This window comes from Planktothrix pseudagardhii (assembly GCF_904830925.1).
Lineage (GTDB): Bacteria > Cyanobacteriota > Cyanobacteriia > Cyanobacteriales > Microcoleaceae > Planktothrix > Planktothrix tepida.
In genome coordinates this window covers 3,416,137-3,442,161 of record NZ_LR882967.1, presented here as the reverse complement: position 1 = coordinate 3,442,161, position 26,025 = coordinate 3,416,137, and the positions used below count along the sequence as shown (strand labels likewise).

Annotated in this window: 20 protein-coding genes; 6 read left to right on the top strand and 14 right to left on the bottom strand. The window is 39.2% G+C overall.

What is annotated here, in order from left to right:
• Positions 1–185: 185 nt before the first annotated feature.
• The gene (locus tag NMK36_RS14505; protein WP_254174034.1) at positions 186–1,991 is read left to right on the top strand and encodes an SLC13 family permease; all 1,806 of its coding nucleotides are present in this window, start codon (positions 186–188) and stop codon (positions 1,989–1,991) included.
• A 323-nt stretch (positions 1,992–2,314) separates the two neighbouring features.
• Positions 2,315–2,515: a hypothetical protein gene (locus NMK36_RS14500; protein ID WP_190518822.1), complete on the top strand. Its 201-nt coding sequence runs from the start codon at positions 2,315–2,317 to the stop codon at positions 2,513–2,515.
• 132 nt (positions 2,516–2,647) lie between these two features.
• Here NMK36_RS14500 and NMK36_RS14495 read toward each other — a convergent pair whose 3' ends face one another.
• On the bottom strand, positions 2,648–2,968 hold the full coding sequence (locus tag NMK36_RS14495) for a DUF302 domain-containing protein (protein WP_254174033.1): 321 nt from the start codon (positions 2,966–2,968) through the stop codon (positions 2,648–2,650).
• A 204-nt stretch (positions 2,969–3,172) separates the two neighbouring features.
• Here NMK36_RS14495 and NMK36_RS14490 point away from each other — a divergent pair, with 204 nt between their 5' ends.
• Entirely contained in the window at positions 3,173–4,384 is a 1,212-nt protein-coding gene (locus NMK36_RS14490) for an ISAzo13 family transposase (RefSeq protein ID WP_072721577.1), read from the top strand.
• A 222-nt stretch (positions 4,385–4,606) separates the two neighbouring features.
• On the opposite strand, the gene NMK36_RS14485 is transcribed toward NMK36_RS14490, so the two are convergent.
• The 7 genes from NMK36_RS14485 to NMK36_RS14455 all read right to left on the bottom strand — a co-directional run bounded on the left by NMK36_RS14485 (position 4,607) and on the right by NMK36_RS14455 (position 12,565).
• A complete protein-coding gene (locus tag NMK36_RS14485; RefSeq protein WP_190519008.1) occupies positions 4,607–4,879 on the bottom strand; it encodes an acyl carrier protein in 273 nt (90 codons plus the stop codon).
• Between the two features lie 209 nt (positions 4,880–5,088).
• Entirely contained in the window at positions 5,089–5,898 is an 810-nt protein-coding gene (locus tag NMK36_RS14480; protein ID WP_254174032.1) for an acyl-CoA desaturase, read from the bottom strand.
• Between the two features lie 222 nt (positions 5,899–6,120).
• Positions 6,121–7,053 (bottom strand): acyl-CoA desaturase, encoded by a 933-nt coding sequence (locus NMK36_RS14475; protein ID WP_072720703.1) that lies wholly within the window; start codon positions 7,051–7,053, stop codon positions 6,121–6,123.
• Between the two features lie 37 nt (positions 7,054–7,090).
• The gene (locus tag NMK36_RS14470) at positions 7,091–8,044 is read right to left on the bottom strand and encodes an acyl-CoA desaturase (protein ID WP_072720702.1); all 954 of its coding nucleotides are present in this window, start codon (positions 8,042–8,044) and stop codon (positions 7,091–7,093) included.
• A gap of 72 nt (positions 8,045–8,116) precedes the next feature.
• Entirely contained in the window at positions 8,117–9,103 is a 987-nt protein-coding gene (locus tag NMK36_RS14465; RefSeq protein ID WP_254174031.1) for an acyl-CoA desaturase, read from the bottom strand.
• A gap of 60 nt (positions 9,104–9,163) precedes the next feature.
• Entirely contained in the window at positions 9,164–10,909 is a 1,746-nt protein-coding gene (locus NMK36_RS14460) for a fatty acyl-AMP ligase (protein WP_254174030.1), read from the bottom strand.
• Between the two features lie 156 nt (positions 10,910–11,065).
• Entirely contained in the window at positions 11,066–12,565 is a 1,500-nt protein-coding gene (locus NMK36_RS14455) for an FAD-linked oxidase C-terminal domain-containing protein (protein WP_254174029.1), read from the bottom strand.
• Between the two features lie 50 nt (positions 12,566–12,615).
• On the opposite strand from NMK36_RS14455, the gene grxC reads away from it, so the two are divergent.
• Positions 12,616–12,873 carry a glutaredoxin 3 gene (gene grxC / locus NMK36_RS14450; RefSeq protein ID WP_072720698.1) on the top strand — a complete coding sequence of 86 codons (258 nt, stop codon included), beginning with the start codon at positions 12,616–12,618 and terminating at the stop codon, positions 12,871–12,873.
• A gap of 49 nt (positions 12,874–12,922) precedes the next feature.
• Here the strand turns inward: grxC and gshA are convergent, their stop codons facing one another.
• The 3 genes from gshA to NMK36_RS14435 all read right to left on the bottom strand — a co-directional run bounded on the left by gshA (position 12,923) and on the right by NMK36_RS14435 (position 16,153).
• On the bottom strand, positions 12,923–14,044 hold the full coding sequence (gene gshA / locus NMK36_RS14445) for a glutamate--cysteine ligase (RefSeq protein WP_072720697.1): 1,122 nt from the start codon (positions 14,042–14,044) through the stop codon (positions 12,923–12,925).
• 5 nt (positions 14,045–14,049) lie between these two features.
• The gene (locus tag NMK36_RS14440) at positions 14,050–15,087 is read right to left on the bottom strand and encodes a sterol desaturase family protein (protein WP_254174028.1); all 1,038 of its coding nucleotides are present in this window, start codon (positions 15,085–15,087) and stop codon (positions 14,050–14,052) included.
• An 85-nt stretch (positions 15,088–15,172) separates the two neighbouring features.
• Positions 15,173–16,153, bottom strand: coding sequence for a DMT family transporter (locus NMK36_RS14435; protein WP_072720695.1), 981 nt, complete (start codon positions 16,151–16,153; stop codon positions 15,173–15,175).
• 301 nt (positions 16,154–16,454) lie between these two features.
• On the opposite strand from NMK36_RS14435, the gene NMK36_RS14430 reads away from it, so the two are divergent.
• Both NMK36_RS14430 and NMK36_RS14425 read left to right on the top strand, forming a co-directional pair.
• Positions 16,455–17,690, top strand: a complete 1,236-nt coding sequence (locus NMK36_RS14430; RefSeq protein ID WP_254174027.1) for an RNA-guided endonuclease InsQ/TnpB family protein — start codon at positions 16,455–16,457, stop codon at positions 17,688–17,690.
• A gap of 131 nt (positions 17,691–17,821) precedes the next feature.
• The gene (locus tag NMK36_RS14425; protein WP_302184667.1) at positions 17,822–22,813 is read left to right on the top strand and encodes a type I polyketide synthase; all 4,992 of its coding nucleotides are present in this window, start codon (positions 17,822–17,824) and stop codon (positions 22,811–22,813) included.
• A gap of 182 nt (positions 22,814–22,995) precedes the next feature.
• Here the strand turns inward: NMK36_RS14425 and NMK36_RS14420 are convergent, their stop codons facing one another.
• The 3 genes from NMK36_RS14420 to NMK36_RS14410 form a co-directional block, all read right to left on the bottom strand.
• Complete coding sequence (locus tag NMK36_RS14420; RefSeq protein ID WP_254174026.1) at positions 22,996–24,966, bottom strand: hypothetical protein; 1,971 nt, start codon at positions 24,964–24,966, stop codon at positions 22,996–22,998.
• A gap of 116 nt (positions 24,967–25,082) precedes the next feature.
• Positions 25,083–25,559 (bottom strand): DUF6575 domain-containing protein, encoded by a 477-nt coding sequence (locus tag NMK36_RS14415; protein ID WP_072720691.1) that lies wholly within the window; start codon positions 25,557–25,559, stop codon positions 25,083–25,085.
• A gap of 4 nt (positions 25,560–25,563) precedes the next feature.
• The gene (locus NMK36_RS14410; RefSeq protein WP_072720690.1) at positions 25,564–25,992 is read right to left on the bottom strand and encodes a hypothetical protein; all 429 of its coding nucleotides are present in this window, start codon (positions 25,990–25,992) and stop codon (positions 25,564–25,566) included.
• Positions 25,993–26,025 lie beyond the last annotated feature (33 nt).

Sequence of the window (26,025 nt, the reverse complement as noted above, 5' to 3'; positions counted from 1 at the left end):
GGGGGCTAGAACTAGAGTGTCAACACCGGTTCAACCATTTCGGTTAAACGCCCTTTAACTAGAGCGTCCCACCACTGGGAATCTCACCCGTCAATTAAGGTCATCGTGGCTTTAATTATTTTAATCCTAGTTCAAATTAATGCAAAGCCTAACTAGAAGTTAGGGGTTTCTACCCAAAATTTTCGATGACCAATATTATTCTGACTCTTAGTATTGTTGTTCTGGCTTTAATTGCCTTTATTTTTGAGTGGCTTCCCGTTGATTTAACCGCCCTCACCGTTACCGTTGTGTTAATGATTTTGAAGTTAGTCACACCGGATGAAGGCATATCGGGGTTTGGTAACTCTGCCACAATTACGGTGATGGCGATGTTTATTTTAAGTGCCGGAATTACAAAAACCGGAGTTGTACAAACCGTTCGAGATTGGTTAGTGAAATGGGGCGGAAAAACGGCAGGTCAACAAATTTTAGTCATGGGATTAATTGTAGGCCCCATTACTGCATTTATTAATAACACCGCAGTTGTGGCAATTTTCTTACCCATTATTGAAGATTGGTGTCGCAAACAAAGAATTTCTCCCTCTAAATTATTAATTCCCTTATCGTATGCAACGGTTTTAGGGGGGATGATTACTGTCATTGGAACTTCAACAAACGTTTTAGCCAGTGGAATTTCTAAACAAATGGGATATGGGGAATTTCAGTTATTTCAATTTACCCCATTAGGGATTATCACTTTTATTATCGGTATCATCTATTTAGCGCTTATTGCGCCTCGACTCTTACCTGACCGCAAACCCGCAAATTTTGAAATTCTTGAACAAGAATATGGGTTAAAAGATTATGTGAGTGAACTGGTTGTTACTCCTCGTTCTAGCTTAGTCGGACAAACCGTTAATCAAAGCGAAATTCAACGCAAATTTGATTTAGATGTACTTGAATTAATTCAAAATAAGATGCGCTTTCCCCAACCTTTGGGGGATAAAGTATTAAGTGCAGGAGATATTTTAATTGTTCGCAGCAGTCGAGAAGATTTACTCAAAATTCGCGATGAGAGAGGTTTAGAACTGCTTCCCGATGTTAAGTTTAAAGAAGAATCCTTAGAAACAGTTTTGAGTTCAGGAGAAGAAAAAATAGCCGAAGTTTTAATTTTATCGAATTCTCGATTAATTGGAACAACTTTAAAAGATTTAAGATTTCGTCAACGCTATAACGCAACGGTTTTAGCCATTCGTCGGGGTTCAGAATTAGTCCAAGGACGATTAGGGAAAGTTCCCTTAAGATTTGGGGATTTGTTATTACTTCAAGGCCCTAAACAAAGCTTTATTGGGTTACAAACCACACGAGAACTGTTAGTTTTAGAAGAGCGAGATGTCGAAAATCTCAGACAAGATAAAGCTTGGGTCGCACTGGCTATTATTTTAGGCGTTATTGTTGTCGCCGCTTTTGATTTAATGCCTATTTTAGTTAGTGCTTTAGCGGGTGTGATTTTAATGGTTGTGACAGGATGTATCAAACCCGGAGAAATTTATGGCGCTGTCCGTTGGGATGTCATCTTTTTATTAGCAGGATTAATTCCATTAGGAATTGCAATGGATAAATCGGGCGCCACTCAATGGTTAGCTGATACATTGGTCGGTTTTGGCGGTCATTTATCCGGTTATTGGATTTTATTATTCTTCTATATTGCCACATCAATTCTGACAGAAATTCTCTCGAATAATGCAACGGTTGTTTTAATGATTCCGATTGCGGTAAAAGTTGCTATAACATTAGGCTTAAATCCCTTTGCCTTTATGTATGCTGTTACCTTTGCCGCTTCTAATAGTTATATGACCCCCATTGGCTATCAAACCAATACAATGGTTTACAGTCCAGGGGGATATAAATTTTTCGACTTTACCCGTGTTGGTGCTCCTTTGAGTTTAATTCTAACGATTGTTACCCCATTATTAATCGTTTGGTTATATGGATTATCCCCCATCAAATAGTAGAAACGTGAACCCCTCACTAACGTTACAAAACTATGAAGGATACAATTAAATCTTATTTCCCAGGGATATCGGCTTTATCCCATTAACATCTCAGGACTTACCCAGTGACGCTATAGCGCTACTTGAAGAGGGAACACCGAACACCGAACACCGAACAGTAAGAAGTGAAAGGGTTTCAGGATTTAGAAATGTCCTAACTGTAATGCGTAGTGCTATATCTGTAGCGTCACTGCGTAAGTCCTGTTTCCGATAACAACCGCACGCGACAGTTTCCTGATATACTCAAGAGAGAATTTAAACTCAGTTCCTCTTTTGTGCCCATGACATCCCCCCAATGGCCATTAGGTCTGATTGCCTTCACCCTAACCAGTGCGTCTATCTCTGTTCAAGCTCAAATCATCCCAGATGGAACCTTACCGATAAATTCTACCGTCACTCAACAACAAAACCGTTTTCAAATCGACGGGGGAACCATAATCTTTCTTCCCCGTTACTCTGGTTTTGCAACCCCTAAAAGTTGATTCATATAAGATTTTTGAGTGTAGATCTCCTAAACCCTCTCTACAGTAAACATAACCCTCAATTAACCGGGATACTGAAGAAGCGGTCGTTCACCAATACTAAACTCCGGGTTAATTCTAATTTTTGCTATACTATTGGACAGCCATTGTTACTAATTCTTGGAGCTTTTGATCGAGCATTTCTGCAACTCTCAAAATTTTCGGATTCTCAAATCTACCTAATAGAGATGAAGGTTGATCATAGGTAATATAAGTTTTGCCATTATATTCATCATACACAAACAATCGCAGGGGAACGTAAAGACCGACTGCCGGGTCTTCTTCAAACATTTGATTCGCAATCAGGGGATTACCCATTATATAAAGTTTAGCTTGTTTAAATTTGCCACATAAGGAAAGCACTTTACCAGATTCAAGGTGTGTAAAAATCATTAAATCATTTTTACCCACCATTGATTTAACTGCATTTTCTACTTCTGTAAAAGAGGCATTTGCATCGATCAGCTTTTGAAAAATCAGATTATTAGGAATGAAAAAGTAATAACTTGATGGGCTTCAGGTATAATGAAGTATAGGCACTGATGGCAGATTTTACAAAAATTGAGAGAACCGGGCAACGGATTTTTCGATTAAACTACACAACTTAACTTAAAACCTATGTTTTATTCTAGTTCAATTGAGGAAGAAATGAAAAAGTTTTATAACTCTTTATCAGAAAAGGATAAAAGAAGATATGCAGCGATAGAGGCTCAAAAACTGGGATGGGGAGGAATTAGTTATATCATCAAACTGTTGGGTTGTACTCGAAACACAATCGTCCGAGGAATAAAAGAGTTAAAAGAACTGGATGAACAGACTATTAATGATGTAAGAATTAGAAAAAAAGGAGGAGGAAGAAAAAGTATTTTTTCCACCCAAATTGGAATAGATGAAGCCTTTTTAGAAGTGTTAAAGTCCCGCACAGCCGGAGATCCTATGAACGAGTCAATTAAATGGACTAATTTAACCCACAAAGAAATTGCTTTGGGACTTAAGGAAGCCGGATTTAATATCAGTCCTCCCACCGTAAAGAAACTCTTAAAAAAGCATGGGTATGTCAAGCGAAAAGCACAAAAAAAGCAAACTACAGGAATTAATAAAGACCGAAATGCTCAATTTGAAAATATTGCTAGACTCGATACCCTGTATAGAGAAGCCGGTAATCCTATTATTAGTTTTGACACTAAAAAGAAAGAAGTTTTAGGGAATTTATATCGTCCAGGTACTCTGTATACAACTGAGCCTGTTACTACTTGGGATCATGATTTTTGGAGCTTAGGTCATGGAAAAGTCATTCCCCATGGCATTTACGATACTCAAAAAAACCGAGGATATGTAACATTAGGTAACAGTAAAGATACCAGTGAATTTGCTTGTAATGCTCTTAAACATTGGTGGAATCATTATGGAAAAGCTCTCTATCCTCATGCCAATTCGATTTTAGCTAAGTGTGATGGGGGTGGCAGTAATAATGCTAATCATTATATTTTTAAACAAGATTTACAAAAGTTAGTGGATGAAATTGGAATTGAGATCAGAATTGCTCATTACCCTCCCTATACATCTAAATATAATCCCATTGAACATCGACTTTTTCCTCATCTAACTCGAGCTTGTCAAGGAGTGATTTTTACCAGTCTTGGTTTGGTCAAAACTCTCATGGAAAAAACTCGTACTAATACAGGGCTATCTGTCGTTGTTAATGTCGTTGATCAGGTCTATCAAACGGGTCGGAAGGTAACTGATCATTTCAAAAAAACTCTGAAAATTGTTTTTGATGAATATTTACCCAAATGGAACTATCGAGCCGTACCTCAACTCACTCATTAATCCATTTATTGATTTTTCATTCCTTAGCTTTACCAACCATTGACTCTATAGCCATTGTCACTTGGGCAAAGGATTTTTCTGAAGACACTTTTATGTGGTTTACGGTGAAATTAATAGTTTCCATATCTGTTAATTTCTAATTTTACAAATATTTTAAATCTCTAATTTTTAAACCCCTAGCCAATAGCAAGGGGTTTAATATTTTTTCAGAACTAAATTAGCTTATGATCCAGCTAGATGTTTTGATAAAGACTCAATTGAAGGATAATCATAGGTTATGGTTGGATCAATAGAACCTCCCAACCAGTTCTCTAAATCGCTAGTTAATCCAATAGTCGCTGAGGAATCCAAGCCATAGCGGTCAAAAGAAGCTTTAACATCAACTTCCTTGGGATCAATTTCCAGAAGTTGGGCTATATAAGAAACCAACCAGCCTTGAATAGCAGATTGGTTCTTGTGGGTTTCAACAGCGATTTCTTGATTTTGAATTGCCATGATAATTTTTTCCTGAATGGGTCTGGGATAAAAATTTTGCTCACCAAAAATGGGAGCAATGGATTGGGTCGTTAAAAGTCCCTTCCCTAAATTATAAACCTAAATTTCTGGGTTTTTTTCTGGGTTTTTATGAGTGAACATTAAATTTCTAAAACAAGAAAATTAGGTTCATAATTAAGACAGTAGACGAGATAGATTTTAGTATCCTGCTATGTTGCCTTTCTAGCTGCTAAAAAAGCTTTTTTAGCTTTGATAGTATCGGCTTTAGGAATCTTGACATCCCAAATTAAACCCAGCTTTTCTAAAATGAGGACAACCCAGCCCCCGATATCAACTTGCCACCAGTCGAAACCAAAAATGGCTGATTGCGGAAAAGCATGGTGACTATTGTGCCATCCTTCACCCAAGGAAGGAAGAGCCAGCCAGAGATTGTTCCGGCTGTGATCAGGGGTATTAAAGGAGCGACCGCCAAGGACGTGACAAAAAGAGTTGACGCCATTGATGAGGTTATTGACAAAGAACATCCGCACCAGTCCTCCCCAAAGAAAGCCTTGAAAAGCTCCCAGCCATGAGTTTGTCAAAACACCGCCTAGGATAGCAGGAATGACCAGTCCTAAAATCACCCACAGCCAATAATATCGGCTCGCTGTTGTTAGGGCTTTGTCCCGCAGTAAGTCTGGAACATAGTGGATGGTATTGGGGTGTTCTCTGTTGGTCGCTAACCAGCCATCATGAGCGTGCCAAAAGCCTTTGATCTGATCCGTAACTCCTTCTCCAAAAAGATGGGGAGAATGAGGATCTCCGGGTTGATCGGCATATTCATGATGACGACGATGGGCGGCTACTGCCAACAGCAAGGGGCCAGGGTCTGCCATAGAACCTAGAATTGCTAAGGTCACTCTAACAACGACATTAGCTTTAAACGCATTATGGCTAAAAAGGCGATGCCAACCCACAGTAAAGCCAATTTGAGTTAAGAACCACAAACTGATAAACAGCCCTAAGTCCACCCAAGTCATAGGAATTCCGAACAATAGTAAAACAATGGCGGTGATGAATCCCAAAAAAGGTACAACTTCAAACAAGATGAAGTGTATGGTTTGAGGAACTCTCAGGTGAGGGGCTGTGACGGTTTTTTGTCTTTTGTCTGGATTAACAAGAGGCTCTGTAATCATTGGATCAGCTAGGTTTATGATTGCGGTTAATCATTGCTTTTCTGGGTTTAATGCTCAACTTGAAGGCTAGTTGCAGGCTTCATTACAACTCACCTTTCTTTTTTTAGCGGCGATCGCTTCGGCTGTAGGCATTTTCAAGTCCCAAACCAAACCTAGCTTTTCCAGTAGTCGAATCACGAAGCCACCGACATCGATTTGCCACCAGTGGAAACCATGAATAGCCGCATAAGGAAAAGCATGGTGGTTGTTGTGCCATTCTCCACAGGTGAACAAGGCAACCCAGAGGTTATTGCGGCTATAGTCGTCAGTCTCAAAGGGACGATTTCCTAAGAGATGGGCCAGAGAGCCAACCGTCCAAAAACCTAAATGGTGTTGAAGGAAGATACGGAGAAAGCCGCCCCATAATGTTCCGGTCAACGCCCCCATCCAAGTTCCGGTGATTACTCCACCAATAACACCAGGAATCGCTACTCCCAAAAATAGCCACAAATAATAAAGTTGGCTAATTCTGTTCAGCATGGGATCTCGCACCATGTCTTTAGCAAAGACAAAGGTGTTCGTGAGTTCATGATTGAATGTCCAACCGACATGAGAATGCCATACCCCTTCTAAAAAGCCCAATTTTTGCTCTTCTTTAACAAAGGGAGAATGGGGATCTCCGGGGGTATCGCTGTATTTGTGGTGACGGCGATGGGTGGCTACCCAATAATTGAGGGGGCCTTCTGCGGCCATAGAACCCAGGACAGCCAGGATAATTCTCACCGTCTGATTAGCCCCGAAGGCGCAGTGGGCAAAGTGTCTATGCAGCCCTACTGTTACGCCAATCGCTGTTAAAAAATACATAATTAGCAATAGCCAGATATCTACGGCACTAACACCGATCTGAAAAGCCAGGACTACTGCTGCTACAGATCCGCTTAAGGGAATGATGAGATTGCTGATGCCGTGAATTTCTTGTTGTCTTTTCAGGCGATCGCTTTTAATTGTGATTGCTTGCATTGTTGGCTCAACCTACATAAGTTTTGTAGTCGGGACTTTAATCCTGAGCTAGGGTAATTGTTTTCGCCTCTATCATCTTGGCGGTGGGCAGATTTACATCCCAAGCCCAGCCTAATTTTTCCAAGATCCAAATTACTGCATAACCAATATCAATTTGCCACCCTTTCAAACCGATAGCAGCAGAGCTTTCAAACGCATGGTGATTGTTTTGCCAAGACTCGCCAAACGTTGGGATAGCCACCCAAGGGTTATTCTTGCTTTGATCGCCTGTCTTAAAACCACGAGTCCCATAAACATGAGAGACGGAATTAACGCTCAATATGATGTTATCTACAATAAACAGGCGCACAACACCACCCCAAAGAAAGCCTTGCAATGCTCCTATTAGGGACAAATGAAGTAGTCCGCCGATCATAGTAGGAATCGCTAGACCCAGAAGCACCCAAACTAGATACAATCGGCTAATTTTGGATATGCTTTGATCTCGCAGGAGTTCAGGGGCATAATAGGTTGGATTAGGATAATCATGATCAATCAGCCAGCCAACATGGGAATGCCATAATCCCTTGAGAGTTCCGAGAAATCCCTGACCGTGAAGATTAGGGGAATGGGGATCACCGGGTAGATCACTGCACTCATGATGGCGACGATGAACGGCTACCCAGGAAATTAAGGGCCCTTGGGCAGCTACAGAACCCAATATGGCGAATATCACCCGAATGCTCTGGTGAGTTTTAAAAGCACGATGGGTATAGTAGCGATGAAAACCGACACTCACCCCGGTCATGGTCAAAGCCCACATCACAATCAGCATTCCGATCTCGATTGGCCCAATGGGTAGCCACAAAAGAGAAATGATCGCCACAATTGTTCCTAAAAAGGGAATGAAATTGTACCACCAAAAATGTTTATATTGCAGTCCTTTAATGTAGTCATTGCTAATAACCTTTGTCTTCTGATTGGGTATGGCAGTATCGAAATGTGTTGTCATTCTCTGAACTCCTAATAGATGACGCAATACAAAAATTTGGCAGTGCAAAAAATCCGGATTCAGTCAAGTTTACTAGAAATTGCTGGCATCTATTGTTAAATTTTCTGACTGTTTGTTAACCTTCAACTTTTCTGCAATCATCCCGGCTGTGGGGGTTTTGAGATCCCAAGCTAAACCTACTTTTTGGAGAGCCAGAATCACCCCACCGCCAATATCAATTTGCCACCATTTCAGACCTAACAAGGCTGAGTGTGGAAAAGCATGATGATTGTTATGCCAAGCTTCTCCAAAGTTGGCTAGAGATAGCCAGAATGTGTTGTGGCTTTGCTCTTCGGTATCAAAGGGGCGTTGTCCATAATAGTGAGCAATGGAGTTAATCGTCCAAAAGGCATGATTAACACAAAAGATTCGCACCAATCCCCCCCAGAGAAATCCTTGTAAAATGCCTATCCAAGTTCCCGTGAGAAGTCCGTCTACAATTGCCGGAATGGCTAAACCCAGGATAACCCAAGTCAGATAGAAACGATTGACTTTGGTAATTATTGGATCTCTGAGCAAGTCTTTAGCAAAAACAACCGTATTGGTAACGTCACTGTTCAACATCCAAGCAACTTGACCATGCCACAATCCCCGCAGAGTTGCCCATTTTTCTCCTTTGTATATTAAGGGGGAGTGGGGATCCCCTGGGCGATCGCTATACTTATGATGCCGACGGTGAATACTTGCCCATTGAATAACAGGCCCTTGAGCGGACATACATCCTAATATTGCTAACAGGATTCTAATGACTGTATTTGTCTTAAAAGCACCGTGAGCAAAATGTCGATGAAAACCCACTGTTATTCCCAGCATTGTCAAGGTATACATGACCAGAAATAGTCCAATGTCTACTGAACTGATCCCAAACTTAAAAGTTGTATAAATGGCTATTAATAACCCAAAAAAAGGAATCAAGATAGTAGCAAAGGCGTAACGCTGTTGCAGGGATTTAAGATAATCATTTTCTAGGGTGATCTTGGGGCTTATATTGGGTGTTGGGCTATCCACGGGTATAGACATTGATCTTTCCTCAATTTACCTAGGTTTAAATAGCAGGGGAAAATTTAAAACTCAAGGAATTTATAACTCCGATTTTCCAATCTTTCCCCCGACAATATTGAGAGTTTCGCACAGAAACTTTTCTTTGCAAATACGCCGTTGAATTTTGCCACTGGAAGTTTTAGGAATACTCCCCGTTTTAATCAGTACCGTGCCATAAGCCTGGATTTCATGTTGCTGCATGATGGCTTCGCCGATTTCTGCTACGACCTCTTTGACATTCAGATGTCGTAAATGTGTCCGTTCGACTTCAGCTACTATGACTAACTGCTCTGTATTATCTTTTTCTATTGCAAAAGCTGCACAACAATTGCCTCGCAACGCTGGATGGCTGGTTTCTACTGTTATTTCAATATCTTGGGGGTAATAATTGCGACCTCTAATAATAATCATATCTTTCATCCGTCCCGTGATGAATAGCTCACCCTCTCGCAAAAATCCTAGATCTCCAGTGCGGAGAAACGGCCCATGATGAGGATCTGCTAGATAAGCTCCAAAGGCTTGTTCTGAAAGTTCCGGTTGGTTCCAATAGCCTTGGGCAACACTTTCACCCGATACCCAGATTTCCCCGACTTGACCTGAATGACATTGCTGAAAAGATTCGGGTTCAACGATGACAATTTTGGTATCTAGCCAACCTCGTCCACATCCAACGAGATGTCTAACATTTTCAACGTCTTTAGATGCTTCTGTCACCCCATTTTGCTCTAATGCGTCGGCTGCAACGGTGCAGTAAATGGGTTCTTCTTGAACCAGTCCCCCTGAAATCATTAAGGTAGATTCAGCCATCCCATAGCAGGGATAAAAACTCTTAGCCGGGAAACCACAAGGGGCAAATTTAGCAATAAAACGCTCTAAAGTTTCTCTCCGCACGGGTTCAGAACCACTGTAAGCACTTTCCCAGCTACTGAGGTCGAAGGTTTCAAGTTGTTCATTGGTAATCTTCTGAACGCAAAGATCGTAGGCAAAATTAGGCCCGCCGCAGTGGGTTGCTTTGTAGTTTGTAATTGCCTGTAGCCATCGCCAAGGGTGTTGGATAAAACTTTCAGGTTTCATCAATACGCCCATAAATCCAGTGTACAAAGGCTGAATAATTCCATCAATTAGACCCATATCATGAAAACTGGGTAGCCAGCTAACCGATATACTGTCTTGTGTCAGTTGAAAGGCTTGTTTGATATACTGCGAATTGTGGAGTAAATTACCATGAGTTACCATTACTCCTTTTGGTGTTCCTGTCGATCCAGATGTGTATTGGAGAAAAGCTAAAGAATCTATTGTTGTTGTTGATTTCTCCCAATTTGAAGCTAGATCAATACTGATTTCATCACTAACTATTAAAGGTAAAGTTGCTAATTCGGGATAATGAGTTAGTTGTGATTTGAGTTTGCTGAATAGAGATGTTGTAGTTAGTGCTAATGTTGCTTGTGAATCTGATTTGATTGTTAAAAGCCGAGTTGCTGGTCTGTTGGGTCGAGGAGGATTAACAGGAACTGCGATCGCATCAGCATATAAACATCCAAAAAAAGCACTAATAAATTCTAAACCGGGTGGATATAATAATAATACTCTTTCGCCCCGATTAATTTTCTGACCCAGTTGATAGGCAATTGCTCTGGCTTTTTGATCCAATTCTTGATAGGTTAATTGATCTGATTCTTGTTCTCCATTTGGAAGAAACTTAAATGCTATTTGGTTAGGTTGAGCAACGGCCTGATCCCGTAGTATGTCTACTAAAGTTGAATCCCTTTTTTCTATTTTCCCCATTATTAATACTCAAAAGTTACATACAGCACATCTACGACATACTACCATTGTTACAATGCCTAAGTGAAATACCACTGTCAACGTTTCACGCTATGGCAGTGGGCACTCCCCCTTCACAGACAAACACCTCGCCTCTACTCCCCAAAACCCAGATCACTAAAATACTTCTAAATCTGAAAACCGCCCCATTTTTTGAGCCTGTGCAGCTTCACCACAAGTCGGGGGTGTGGGAAACATCTTACCTGGATTTGCCAAACCTTGAGGATTAAAAGCTAGGCGCGGCCATTGCATGGTATCTAAATCAATATGATTAAACATTTCCGGCATCAAACATTTTTTATCAGCACCAATACCATGTTCTCCAGAAATACTTCCACCCACTCTCACACAAAGTTTTAGAATTTCGCCACTTAATTCTTCTACCTGTTTAAAAGCACCAGGAACGGCATGATCATAAAGAATGACTGGATGTAAGTTGCCATCACCCGCATGAAGGGCATTAGCAATACGATACCCATATTGATTTCCTAAAGCTGAAATTTCCTTAAGAACAGCGACTAATTGAGTCCGAGGGATCACTCCATCTTGAAGAAAATAATGACTTTGATAACCTAATGCAATTAAGGCTGTTTTACGTCCTTGCCAAAGTTTTATTCGCCTTTGTTCGTCACTAGCAATTATTACATTTCTGGCTCCGTTTTGTTGGCAAATTTTAGCAACCTGCTGTTTACTGCTTTCAACTTCTACTCCTAAACCATCAACCTCTATCAACAAAACTGCCGCAGCATCTCTAGGATAACATCCGGTATTAATAACATCTTCAATCGCTTTAATCGTAGTCCCATCCATTAATTCCATTGCCGCCGGAATAATTCCAGCACTAATAATATGAGTAACCGTATCACCTGCGGCTTCAATAGTGGTAAAGTCTGCTAGAACAGTACCAATGGCTTCAGGTGTTTTAATAATGCGTAAAGTAATTTCTGTGGCAATACCTAGAGTGCCTTCTGAACCGATAAATAAACCCGTGAGATCATAACCGGGCATTTCTGAAATGATTCCCCCAACATCAACTACAGAACCGTCAGGAATTACCAATTTTAATCCCAAGACATGATTCGTTGTTACTCCATATTTCAAGCAATGAATACCCCCCGCATTCTCCGCAATGTTACCCCCAATTGTACAAACCGTTTGACTGGAAGGATCTGGTGCATAATAAAAACCTTTACCACTAATGGCTTGAGTCACCCAATTATTGATCACACCAGCTTGCACAATAATTCGCTGATTTTCTAGGTCAACTTTTAAGATTTTGTTCATTAAGGTGGTGACAATTAAAACACAATCTTCAACGGGTAGTGCACCTCCAGATAAACCTGTTCCCGCACCCCGCGTCACCCAAGGAATTTGGTTTTCATAACAGATTTTTACTACCTCTGCTACTTGTTCAGTAGTGCGGGGTAGTACCACTAATGCGGGACGTTGACGATAGCTTGTTAAACTATCACATTCATAGGTGAGCAATTCTTCCTGACGTTGGACAACTCCTTTTTTACCCACAACCGCCTCAAATTTTGGGGCAATTTTTTGCCATTGAGACACGCCATGGCTCTTCTGTACTTGTAGAGGAGAGGCGATATTCTGATTAATCATTTTGTCGATCACGCTAAAATAAAAAACGATATCCCTCGATTAAACATACCATGACTGCTAAAGTAGAAATTTACACTTGGACTTATTGCCCTTTTTGCCCTAGAGCCAAAGCCTTACTTAAGAAGAAAGGGGTTGAATTTACTGAATACTCTATTGATGGGGATGAAGACGCTAGAGCTAAGATGGCAGAACGAGCTAATGGCAGACGGAGTGTTCCTCAAATTTTCATCAATGATCAACATATTGGTGGTTTTGACGATATTTCCGCATTAGATAAGCAGGGAAAACTGGACGAACTTTTACAATAACAGTATTCAAAGCCCACGTCTTTCAAGCGTGGGATGTAGAATACCTGCCTTAATGGTCAAGTTCTTGCTTGACCAGTTCTTGAATATCTTGGGTAATAATTGAGCGAATATCAGTACCTTGATCATACATTTTTAACCACTTTTGTGCAGTATTTCCTTCCTGTAAAATTGTTTGTATAGGTAAGAGAAAATGCTCAAAGCCTTGCTGTTTTACGAAGGGCAAAACATCATTATAAATTTCATTAATCCAATGTCGAGCTAGAATTTTTCTACCGTCTTGCCAATGTCTTAACTCAGCTTCTAAACTAGATACTTTGACGGCGGCTTCATTCGCTTTTGTTAAATCAATTAAGTCTTGTTTCCGGGTTGTTGCTGGTAATTGACTCATTTCTAAAGGGTCAATTCTCGGATCATTAATCAATTGCAAAAGCCGCGCTTCTAACAAAGCGGTAATAGCCAGAAGAGAATGAGGATCTGTCACTAAATCACAAATTCTGAGTTCTAGCCGATTAAGATCATAAGGTCGGCGATCGCCATTGGGTCGAACATTATCCCAATGATGACGAACATTAAACATTGTTCCTGTGGCTAAATGTCCTTCTACCCATTCAATATATTCGGCCTGATTTTCAAATAGGGGAATATGATATTGAGAATGGGGTAAAATGTGCCAGCGTGTAGAGTGATAACCCGTAATTTGATTATCCAGAAATGGAGAGGAAGCACTTAAGGCTAAATATAAGGGTGCTTCCATTTTAATCAGCCGACAAGCTCGGATCAGCAGTTCTGGATCACTAAAACCAATGTTGATATGAACACTAGCAGTAACCACATTAGTTCCGTGGTTGCGCTCAATATATTCTAAATAAGGATTTGTATCTCCTGAACGATAAAAGCGATCGCTTCCTCCTAATGATAATGTACTTCCAGGAATTAGGGTATATTCTCCCAAGGTTTGGAGATATTTTCTGAGTTGAATTCGCGGTAATATTAATTGACTTAAAAGCTGGTTATAGCTGGCAAGAGGTTCAGTTGTATATTCTATATGGCGCTCGTCTGTTTCTTGCATAAACCTATCCACTTTGCCGATAATTTTTTCAGCCAAAGGAATCGGATCACCTTGGGGAGTACCCAGAAATATTTCTAATTCAAAGCCTTTCGTTAATAGCATAATATTTAATCCAAGTTAATGGTTTTAATTCCACTTTTTCCAGGAATTTTGGCAATTAGTAAATTAATGGCATTGACTACCGGATCTAAATAAGCCTGGGTTAAAGTCGGATAAGGCTGAGGTTGGTTTTTGCCAATACCAAATTCTAATTTTTCCTCTTTTTCGGGTAGATATAAAGTCCCAAACATCCAGTCCCAAATTCCCAAAAACTCCCCGTAGTTCTTGTTAATGTGTTGGGGTGCTATGCTGTGATGAATTTGGTGTAGAACTGGACTTATAAAAATATGGTTCCCTATCTTTCCATAATCAAGCCAGATGTGAGAATGGGCAAGATTACCACCTGCCATATAATATAGAGCGACCAAAAAATTCAGACCAAATAGAGTTATAACATGGATTTTACCAAAAAATAGATAAATTAGTATCCCTCGTAAAGGAGCGCTGATGGCTGTAGTAATCAGCTTTTTATTAAGTTCATATAAGGGGTGAGAACGATATAAACTAATGGGGGTCAAGACTTCACTGGAATGATGTAGACTGTGAAATTGCCACAGGATAGGATTTTGGTGATGCCAAGCATGGTTAAGGTAAGATGCAAAGTCAAAAACTGCAACAAATAAGAGGGTAAAAATCACGAGCGATCCCAAGTTTTCGGTTGTGAATCCGCCAAAATAACCAAAGGTTGCTTGCAGCAAATTATTGACTAGAGATGCTACTAATGATGTTTCAAACCACGCTAAACGCAAATTACCAGGAGCGAGAATATTATTGATGATAAAGATTTGATAATCTAGCAGGGCTGAAGGATGAAAGTAGATTTCTTTGGGGAAGCAAAAACTAAGAAATCCTTTAAAGTTAAGATCAGACTTAGGTTGCGATCGCCAATAAACCAGTCCAGCCAATAACAGAGAAGTTAATAAATATAGCCAATAAAGGCGACGGCTACCATTAAGGTGATGGAAGATTTGACTGCGAAAATATTCAAGAATTTGACCTAGTAATCTTTCTAGGTCTGCTACCCAAGTTGTTAATTCTGGTGTCATGGAATGTTTAGAAACAGAGAGTAGGGGGTGCTGAAATTTGCTAATTTTTATTACTGATTTAGCATTGGAGCCGAGACAAAAATATTTAGTCTGAGTCAACAGTAATTTCTTGAATGGCTGCTTTCTGAGAACCTTGAGCAGATTTAGCTAAATATATCCCAGCCAACACAGCGAAAAATGCTACCCAGTTGAGGATAGTGAGCTTTTCGGAAAATATTACCCAGGCTAATATGGCAGTAATAATTGGATCAAGCAACAGAAACAAAGATACAAAACCTGATGAAAACTTTTTCAGGTTATGGAACATAATCACCGTCGCTAGAACTTGACAGAAAAGTGCGAGGGAAATTACGGCTAACCATCCATTCACGGAAATGGGAAAAATTTGATCATCAAAAATCAAAGTTATGGGTAACAGCCAAAGAGTTCTGAACAAACAACTCCATAATATGATAGTTGTTGCCGAAAACTTAGCTCGTAGTTTTTCTGCACAGAGAGCATTGCCCGCATAAAATACAGATGAAAGTAAAGCGATCGCATCTCCTCTAAAATGAGTGCTCGTTAAGTTAAAATCTTCAAAACCAATAGTTAACGCACCGACTGAAGCTAAAATCAAACCCATAATAAATTTGCTGTCAAACCTGTGTTTTAAAAATAGCCAACCGCCTAAAGTGGCAAAGAATGGGGTGAAATTATGCAATAAATTGGAATTAGCGATATTGGTTTGAGTTAAAGACCAAGCCCAAGCCGTTAAATTAGCCGCACCAAAACCCGCAGCTAGTACAAATAATCCTATATCCTGAAGAGTCCAAGACTCCTGGGGTTTAGGGGGTTTCTGGGATACTTTACTACTGATAATTGTGATGATCTCCCAAACCCCAAGGATGACAGTAGAAATCAAAAACCGATTAAAGACTGTAGCATTAGGACTAATTTCTTGTTCGCTGACTCTGATAAATATTGGTGCTAGAGACAACATAAATACTGCTAGGGGAATTAACAGTAAAGTGTTCAGAGTTGGTTTTGTTTCAGTTTGTACTTCTGGAACATTGACTGTGATAGTCATAATTTATTAAGGAATGTTGATTGAACGGCAAGTATATACTTGGTGATGCTCAGACTACATATTGCAAGTTATTCTACAATATACCTGATTAAGCTTGATTCTATAATAGAAGATTAAGTATTTTAACTGACGAGGGGGTTTGGGGGAGCGATAAGTCCCACACTGAATTTCACACTCACCAAAAGATAACCACCAAATCAGTGTGGGTTACATGGACTCCCCCAAGTTAATTTTAAGCGGTGAATCCCGACAAAATTAACAATAATATGTTAGATTATATCTAATAGTTTTGAAAGCGATAATGTTTCAAGGGTATAAGTTCCGAATCTATCCAACGATTGAACATCAGATTGTCTTAGCCAAAAGCTTTGGCTGTTGTCGTTGGTATTGGAATTATGCCCTGAATTTGTGTCAAGAAACTTATAAACAAACAGGAAAAGGGTTATCAAGAAAAGCGATTCAAGGATTATTACCTCAACTGAAGAAGGAATATCCTTGGTTAAAAGATGCCTATTCTCAATGTTTACAAGTTGTCGCTCTTAATTTATCTACCGCTTACAAAAACTTCTTTGAAAAACGGGCTAGATTACCTCAATTCAAATCCAAACACGGTAGACAATCAATCAGTTATCCTCAAAATGTTACCTTTGAAGGGGATTATCTGAAATTACCCGGCAAGATTGGGTTGATTTATTGTCGTCGCCACCGAGAATTTGAGGGGACAATTAAAACCGTTACTATCTCAAAGAATCGTGACGGGAAATACTACGCATCCATCTTGGTTGATGATGGCAAGGAAATACCTAATTCATCAACTAATGGAAAAGCGATTGGGATTGATTTAGGATTAACCCATTTTGCAATTACCAGTGATGGTGATAAATATAGTAACCTCAAACACTTTGCCAAACATCAACACAACTTAAAACGAAAACAACAAAAATTATCTCGTAAACAAAAAGGGAGTAATAGTAGACAAAAGGCCCGATTAAAAGTTGCTAAACTCCACGCTAAAATCGCTCGTTGCCGAGAAGATTTTCTGCACAAGCTATCCCGCAAGATAGTTAACGAAAACGTAGAGACGTGCCATGGCACGTCTGTACTTGCTGTAGAAGATCTGGCAGTTAAGAATCTGGTCAGAAACCCTAAATTAGCTAAGGCAATTAGTGATTGTGGTTGGGGAATGTTCTGTACAATGTTGAAGTACAAAGCCGAAAAAGAAGGGAAAACCTATATCGAAATTGATCGGTTTTTCCCTTCTTCTAAAACTTGTAATGTCTGCCTTAATCAAGTGGGTAGTTTACCCCTTGATATTAGAAGTTGGACTTGTGAAAATTGCCAAACTCTCCATGATCGAGATATAAATGCTTCAATTAATATCAAAAATGAAGCCTTGCGGATTCTGTCGTTAGGAACTAGCGACACTGCCAATCTGAGGGGATGTAAGTCATCTGGTAAAACTTTTGTTCTATCAGATGCTATCCCCGTCGAAGTTGGAAGCCCGTACAGACGTGCCATGGCACGTCTCTACTTGTAGAGAAGTGTGGGTAGTTCACGAGGCATCGCTCCAATATTGCTAGAAGTGGTAAAATCCTAATTCAGCTATTCTCCTAGCTGCCACTATGGTTATTACTAACAATTCTCAAGCAATAAATAAAAAATATTTTTATGGAAGCTATCGCAATAATTGGAATGGGTTGTCGTTTCCCCAAAGCTCAAGATATAGAATCCTTCTGGAGACTACTGAAGGAAGGCCTAGATGCCATCACTGAGATCCCGATACAGCGATGGGATATTAATGATCTATATACTCCCAAAGCAGGTACACCGGGAAAAACCGTGTCCCGTTGGGGCGGCTTCTTAGATAATATCGATCATTTTGATCCTGACTTTTTCGAGATTCCCGTCGGTGATGCCCAGCGCATAGACCCCCATCATAGACTGGTATTAGAGGTGGCTTGGGAATCTTTAGAAAATGCTGGTATCGTCCCCCATACATTAGCAGGTAGTAAAACAGGGGTATTCATTGGCATGAGCCAAAGCGATCATAATAGACTGCTTTATAAAGATATATCTGCCATAGATGCTGAAGATGGGCCCCACACATTTCTTTGTTTTGTAGCTAATCGCTTATCTTACTTGTTAAATTTGCAAGGGCCTAGTTTAGCGATTGATACCGCTTGTTCTTCCTCTCTTGTTGCTGTACATTTAGCTTGTGAGAGTTTACGCACTGGTGAGTCTAATTTGGCTATTACTGGAGGAGTATCTTTACGTTTATCTCCAGAAGAATCAATTGCTCTTTCTCTCAAAGGGATGCTATCTCCTGATGGTCGCTGTAAAACTTTTGATGCTGAAGCGAATGGTTTTGTTAGGGGTGAAGGGTGCGGAATTGTTGTTCTCAAACGCCTTGATGATGCCCTTAAAGATAGAGATAATATTCTAGCTGTTATTAGAGGGTCGGCTGTTAACCATAATGGTCTGAGTCATGGGATTACATCTCCTAATGGACTGGCTCAACAAAGACTGCTTCAACAAGCGCTGGAAAATGCTGAAGTCTCACCCAATCAAATTGGTTATGTGGAAACCCACGGGACTGCTTCGGCTTTAGGAGATGCTATTGAATATAAAGCCTTAAAAACAATATTAATGCCAAATCGAGAACCAGATCAACCTTGTTGGCTGGGCTCAGTTAAAAGTAGTATTGGTCATTTAGAAGCGGCGGCTGGAATAGCAAGTTTAATTAAGGCAACCCTATCTCTGCAACATCGACAGATTTTTCCTAATCTACATATTAAACAAGTCAATCCTTATATTTCTCTAGCCGGGACAACTTTCTCGATCCCAACCGCTTTAGAGCCTTGGACTTCAAGCACAGAGTCAAGATTTGCTGGAGTAAGTTCTTTTGGTTTTGGGGGCACTAACTGTCATGTCATTTTAGAAGAAGCTCCGTTATTGCCTCAGAAAAGTATCGCTTCTATAGAACGTCCCCTACATCTTCTGACCCTATCAGCCAAGAGCGAAAAGGCACTATTAGACCTGGTAAATCTTTATAGAGAAAACTTGCAGAACAGTGATGCTAATTTTTCCCTAGCAGACTTCTGTTTCAGTGCTAATACCGGAAGAACTCATTTTGACCATCGTTTAGCTGTTGTGGCAGAATCACAGGCAGTATTGGTAGAAAAGTTAGCGACTATTGCTCATCAAACTGATATTTTGGGAAGGGATAAAAAGCGATCGCTCAAGGGTCAGCAACCCAAAATAGTATTTTTATTCCCTGGACAGGGGACTCAATATCTTAATTCCTGTCGTCAACTCTACGAAACTCAACCGACTTTTCGGGCTATTTTAGATCGCTGCCAAGAAATTCTCCGCCCTTATTTAGATCAGCCACTACTAAAAATTTTATATCCAGAATATCAGAACACAGCCACTCATTTATTAACTGAAACAGCCTATACCCAACCTGCTTTATTCGCCCTGGAATATGCCTTAGCTGAGTTATGGAAATCTTGGGGGATCATCCCGGATGCTGTTATGGGTTATAGCCTGGGTGAATATGTAGCAGCTTGTGTGGCTGGGGTGTTTAGTTTAGAAGATGCCCTCAGTCTAGTCGCCCAACGGGGACATTTAATGCAATCTTTATCGCCGCAGGGAGTAATGGTGGAGGTTTTGGCGGATGTGACCCAGGTGGAAACTGCTATTGCACCTTATCGATATAAGGTGGCGATCGCAGCCGTCAACAGTCCTAAAAATATCATTATTTCGGGTGAAATTGAGGCAGTTGAAGCCGTCGTCGCAACTTTGCAAAATGATAATATTAAAACCCGAAAGTTAAACTACAATCTAGCTTTCCATTCTCCTTTAATGGAACCCGTTGCCACCGCCTTTAAACCCATTGCTTCAACCATAACTTATTCATCCCCAAAAATTAGGATGATTTCTCCCATTACGGCACAGCCCATTCAAGCAGAAATCGCAACTCCTGAATATTGGTGCAATCAGATTCAGCAGCCAGTCCGATTTGCTGATAGCATTAAAACTCTTGATCATCAAGGTTATGAAATCTTTGTGGAGGTAGGCCCCCAATCTCTACTTTTAGCAATGGGTAGAGAGTGTTTAGATCCGGGTGTGGGGGTTTGGTTAACGGGGGCTAGTTCCGATGGGTCAGACTGGCTACAACTCCTGCAAAATTTAGCAACTTTATATTTACAAGGAGTTCCTGTAGATTGGCAGGGTTTTGATCGGGATTATCCTCGAAATTGGCAATTACTACCAACTTATCCCTTCCAAAAACAACGATACTGGTTTGATCAAGATGCCAATAGTTTTTACCAAACTACCCCATTATCAAACCCAGTATCAAACCCAGAAATAGCTTGTCAAAATAGTCTGAAAACCCCATCAAACCCCGATTTAAAAACAACTCTAAATTCTGATTCTACTGACGATTTAGCTTCATTGGTTTTGACTCCTACAGCCGAATCAATTCAAAATTGGATAGTCAATTGGCTGCATCAAAATTTACCCGGAGAAATTCAATTAACAGACAATAGCAAATCAGGAAAATCTTTTCTGGATTATGGACTCAAATCCATAGGAGCAGTAAAATTAGCTAAAGATTTAGAACAATTGCTCGGACGTTCCTTAGAAGCCACAATTGTTTGGAATTTTCCGACTATTGAATCTTTAGCGCTGCACTTAGCTGGTGATCCAGAAAACCCAGTTTCAACGGTTGAAGAGGAGCACAAAAAGTTAATCAGTCCATTCCCCGTTGGCAAAAAAGCGATGCAATTTAGCTTATTATATTTTGCCAGTAACGAAGCTGAATTCAAAGATGACAAGTACAGATTATTAATAGAAAGTAGCCAATTCGCTGATAAACATGGCTTTAGCGCAGTTTGGATACCCGAACGCCATTTTCATGCTTTTGGTGGACTTTACCCCAATCCTGCGGTTTTGGGTTCTGCTCTGGCAATGGTAACAGATCGCATTCGTATTCGTGCGGGTAGCGTGGTTTTACCCCTACATAACCCTATCCGAGTGGCTGAAGAGTGGGCGGTGGTGGATAACCTTTCCCAAGGGCGTGTAGATGTTGCTTTTGCTCGGGGTTGGAACCCAAATGATTTTGTTTTAGCGCCTAATCAATTTGCTAATAGTGCAGAAGTGATGTTTTCCGGGATTAAAACTGTGCAGAAGTTGTGGCAAGGTGAATCAATTTTGTTACAAAATGGTATAGGTAAAGAAACTGAAACCCGGATTTATCCCCTACCTAAACAACAGGAAATAGCGATTTGGATTACTTGTACTGGGGGAAAAGAAAGATTTGTTGAAGCGGGTGCGATGGGGGCTAATGTTTTAACTGCACTTCTGTTCCAACCCATTGAAGAATTAGCCGAAAAAATTGCTTGTTATCGAGAGTCATTGGCAAAAAATGGCTATGATGCAGAGGCGGGACAAGTGACTTTGATGCTGCATACTTTCATTGGCGAAGATATGAATTTAGTGCGCCATAAAGTTAGGAAGCCATTTACTGCTTATTTAGAAAGTTCTGTGAATCTGTGGAGACATGGAATTACGAATCTGGAGGGTTTGGAGTCCAAAGAAAGAGTACATTTATTGGCTTATGCTTTTGAGCGTTATTTTCAAACTAGCGCTTTAATTGGTACGCCCGAAAGTTGTGGGTTAATGGTGCAACAATTACAAGCTATTGGAGTTGATGAAATTGCTTGTTTAATTGACTTTGGAATTGATTCAGATTCTATTATGGCTTCTCTCTATTCCCTGAAAAAACTCAAGGAAAAATCTGAGTTAATGAGAGTATCATCTGATTGTCATCTTAATCAATCACTGACAGAAAAAGAGAAACCGTTAATTAATTTAGAACCGTCACAAACCTCACCCAAATGGATTATTGATCGTCAAGGAAAACCCAATGCTAAGTTGCGTCTTTTCGGTTTTCCTCATGGGGGAGGAGATATTTCTGTGTTTAAAAATTGGTCAAATCGTTTACCACCAGATGTTGAAGTTTATGCTATCGGACTTGCTCCTCAAACATATACTGGAAGTCAACCGACTTTTGAGTATCTGACTCCATTAGTGGCAGATTTGGCAGAATTTTTGTTACCTTATCTTGATCTGGAATTTGCTTTTTATGGTCATAGTTTAGGAGCATTAATTAATTTTGAACTGTGTCGTTATTTGCGTCGTCATCATCATAAGCAACCGATTCATTTCTTTGTCGGTGCTCAACACGCTCCCCAACTTCTTTATCCCTATCCTTCCTTAGAAAACCTGTCTCACTCCGATTTACTCAAGTTCGTGAAAGATTTAACGAATATAGAACTATCTAATTCAGTTGGAGAAGATGATCCATTTTTACAAGTGTTGCTAAATTCCTTGAAAGTAGCATCTGTGCTCCAAAAAGATCACTATTCTTACACAGAAGAAAAACCGCTAGATTGTCCTATTACTAGCTTTGTGGGTTGTGGGGATAAATTTTTGAATCAAGACCATCTTTCCGCTTGGCGCGTTCATACTAACAAGTCATTTAAGCTACATCAGGTTGATGGTAAACATCTGTTTTTGGATAGTCATCAAGAGCAGATTTTACAATTGATATCCCAAGAGCTATTAGCCTATCAACCTTTCCCCAATTCCTGAGCACTTTGGGTATAATTTGGATCTGATCAACCCGTTCTTTATACAAATTTAACAGCGAATCTAATAAAGAATCAGACAAATAATGGGGTTATAATCCTAAATTCAAAAATGAAAATATAGAAGCTCACAAAAAAGTTTTCTGAACGGAAAAAGGAATCCCTGTGAGGGTTAATAGGGTCTGATTATTGATTTTTCTGCTGGTTTTTTTGGGCTACTGCTTCATGATTTGTTCGATAAATTTTTAGTCGATCTTGACTTTCAGGATAAATAAAAGAATCTTTAGGAATAGATTCAAGTAAATTAATAGATTGTTTCCATTTTTGTTCTGATTCCTGCCAAACACTCAGAGATTCTGGAGGATTTTGCAGCATAACTGATGCTTCCATAGCAAGTTTTTTAGCAGATTCTAAATCATTTGTTGCTTTTTGTTCTTTATTTAAAATTTGGCTAATGGAGTTATAATCTTTTTGATAAATTTGTAATTTTTGGTTGATTTTTTCAGAGTCAGAATAATTTTTAGGTATTGCTTCTAATAGTTGAATAGCATCTTGCAATTGAGTTTGAGCTTGTTGCCAAACCGTTAAAGGATGGGGAGGATTTTCAATGAGTTTGGATGCTTCTACTGCTAACTTTTCAGCCGTATCTAAACGACTTTGAGGAGTTTCTGAAGCCAAAATATTTGGATTTTCTTGCTTAGACTTAAAAGGATTAAAAATTAACAGTCCAAGTCCTCCTAATAAGATTACAGCAGCAACAATTATCATTAACTGACGAATTTCTTTTTCCTTTTTCTGTTTTAATTCAGCTTCGCGTTGATGTCGCAATTCTTCCTGTTGCTGACGTTGTAATTCTTCTTCCTGTTGACGCTGTAATTCTAATTCTTGTTGACGTTGTAATTCTAATTCTTGCTGACGTTGTAATTCTAATTCTTGCTGACGCTTTAATTCTAATTCCTGTTGACGTTGTAATTCTAATTCCCGTTGACGTTGTAATTCTTCTTCCCGTTGACGTTGTAATTCTTCCTGTTGTTGACGCTGTAATTCTAATTCCCGTTGACGCTGTAATTCTGCTTCTTGCTGGCGTTGTAATTCTTCCTGTTGTTGACGCTGTAATTCTAATTCCCGTTGACGCTTTAACTCTGCTTCCTGTTGACGCTTTAATTCTGCTTTTTGCTGGCGTTGTAATTCTGACTCTTGTTGACGCTGTAATTCTGACTCTTGTTGACGTTGTAATTCTAATTCCTGTTGACGTTGTAATTCTAATTCCTGTTGACGCTGTAATTCTGACTCTTGTTGACGTTGTAATTCTAATTCTTGCTGACGCTGTAATTCTAATTCTTGTTGACGTTGTAATTCTAATTCTTGCTGACGTTGTAATTCTAATTCCTGTTGACGTTGTAATTCTAATTCCCGTTGACGTTGTAATTCTTCTTCCTGTTGACGCTGTAATTCTAATTCCTGTTGACGCTGTAATTCTAATTCCTGTTGACGTTGTAATTCTGCTTCTTGCTGACGCTGTAACTCAAGGGAAGTTTGAATTAATTGTTCATACTGTTCATTTAAACGCAAGCGATAAGTTTGCAAATGAGCAAAAATTGAATTAATATTAATTTCAGATTGAGTAATTAAAGGATTAGCAGAGGTTAAATTAAGGGATTGTTCAAACTGCATTAAAGAATCAATTAAGCGACTCCAATCATATTTTTCTATAAATTCTCTACTATCGTTCTCATCTGTCCAGTTGTTTAATTCGATTAAAATAATATCGACTAAATAGCAGAGAGCATTTTTAATCACGGGATATTGTTCAGAATCAAAGTAATATTCTAGTAACTCAACAAGATTCAATAATAACCCGCTATCAATAGCAATCTGATTCATCAAATCTAGGCGTTTAGCATATTGAATTTTCTCTTGTTTTGCAGTATCTTGATTAGCATCCATGAACGATAACTGATCAAGCGCACCAAAAACTGAATGATTTCTTTTCTCGTCGTTGATTTTAGTATTTATGGTTTTTAAATCGGGTTTAATTTCTTGTATAAATTGCAAAATATTAGAAGAGTCAAGTTCAGAACTGCTAAGAGATAATTGTATTTTTTCTACGATATTAATTAGCTGATTTTTTAAGCTTAAAACTTTGACAACATCCATTATTATACCTCCTGGCTAGTCGGATGAATACTTATCTAACTGTAATTTACCATAATATTTTCTTTAGTAGAAAGTTAAAAGTATCTCATTTTCAGCGAGAATTCCTAAAACAATATCTAAAGTTTCTCTGAAGTAAGGACTACCACTTGATTACCTTTTTTAGGAATAATTAAATTTTTAATTAATTTAATATCTTCTTCACCTCGTTCAGGATTTAATAATGAAGGATCATGATAAGAGTCTTCTTCGGGGACATAAGAATCCGGTAAATTCTCAGGAAGTACCCAAAAAGTATTTTTAACTTCTAAATCATTATCAATATCAATCGCATAATGAAAACCATCAACAGGATTTAAAATTAAATCTCTTAAAGAAACTTGACCCTGTAGATAATTTTGCAGAGAATTTTTAGTTACTCGAAAAACTAGCCATCTGTTATAAACAGCATTAACATCAGACCAACAGTAAAGATAGCTTTCTCCAGATTGATTTTCAAATAATGATAATAATGGCCCATCAAAATAAATCAGATCAGCCACATACTGAAGATGAAGTGGAAATTTATTTAAAGAACAACCATTTAAAAGATTCATAAGCTTAACTTGTCTCTAATGGAGTAATAATTTCAAATTTTTGCGATAAGTCTGTATGTTGAAATTCATGAAGACTAAAATGTCCTTTTTGATCGACTGATGAAGCAATACCATCTGTCTTGTCAATGATTCCTTTTGCAAGATGAGTTCCTAATGTTTGACTGATATTAGGTCGGTTTTTTCTTAGCTGATTATAGCGTTGTTCTGCATGGTTTTGAGTATTAAATAATGACAGAGCATAACCTTGACAACATTGTTGAGGTGTATTAAATTTTCGGTGAGGTTTTATGATCAAAACAGGTAAAAAACTATTTTCTGACTGTTCCTGATTTTCCTCAAATACAAACCGATAAGCTGTCATTTCTATGGGTTGATAATCTGTAGGTGGACAATTAGAAAGTTCATTAATATGTTCTTGATACTTAAACGTCAATCACGACCCTCCCGATTCAGTCTATCATAACAC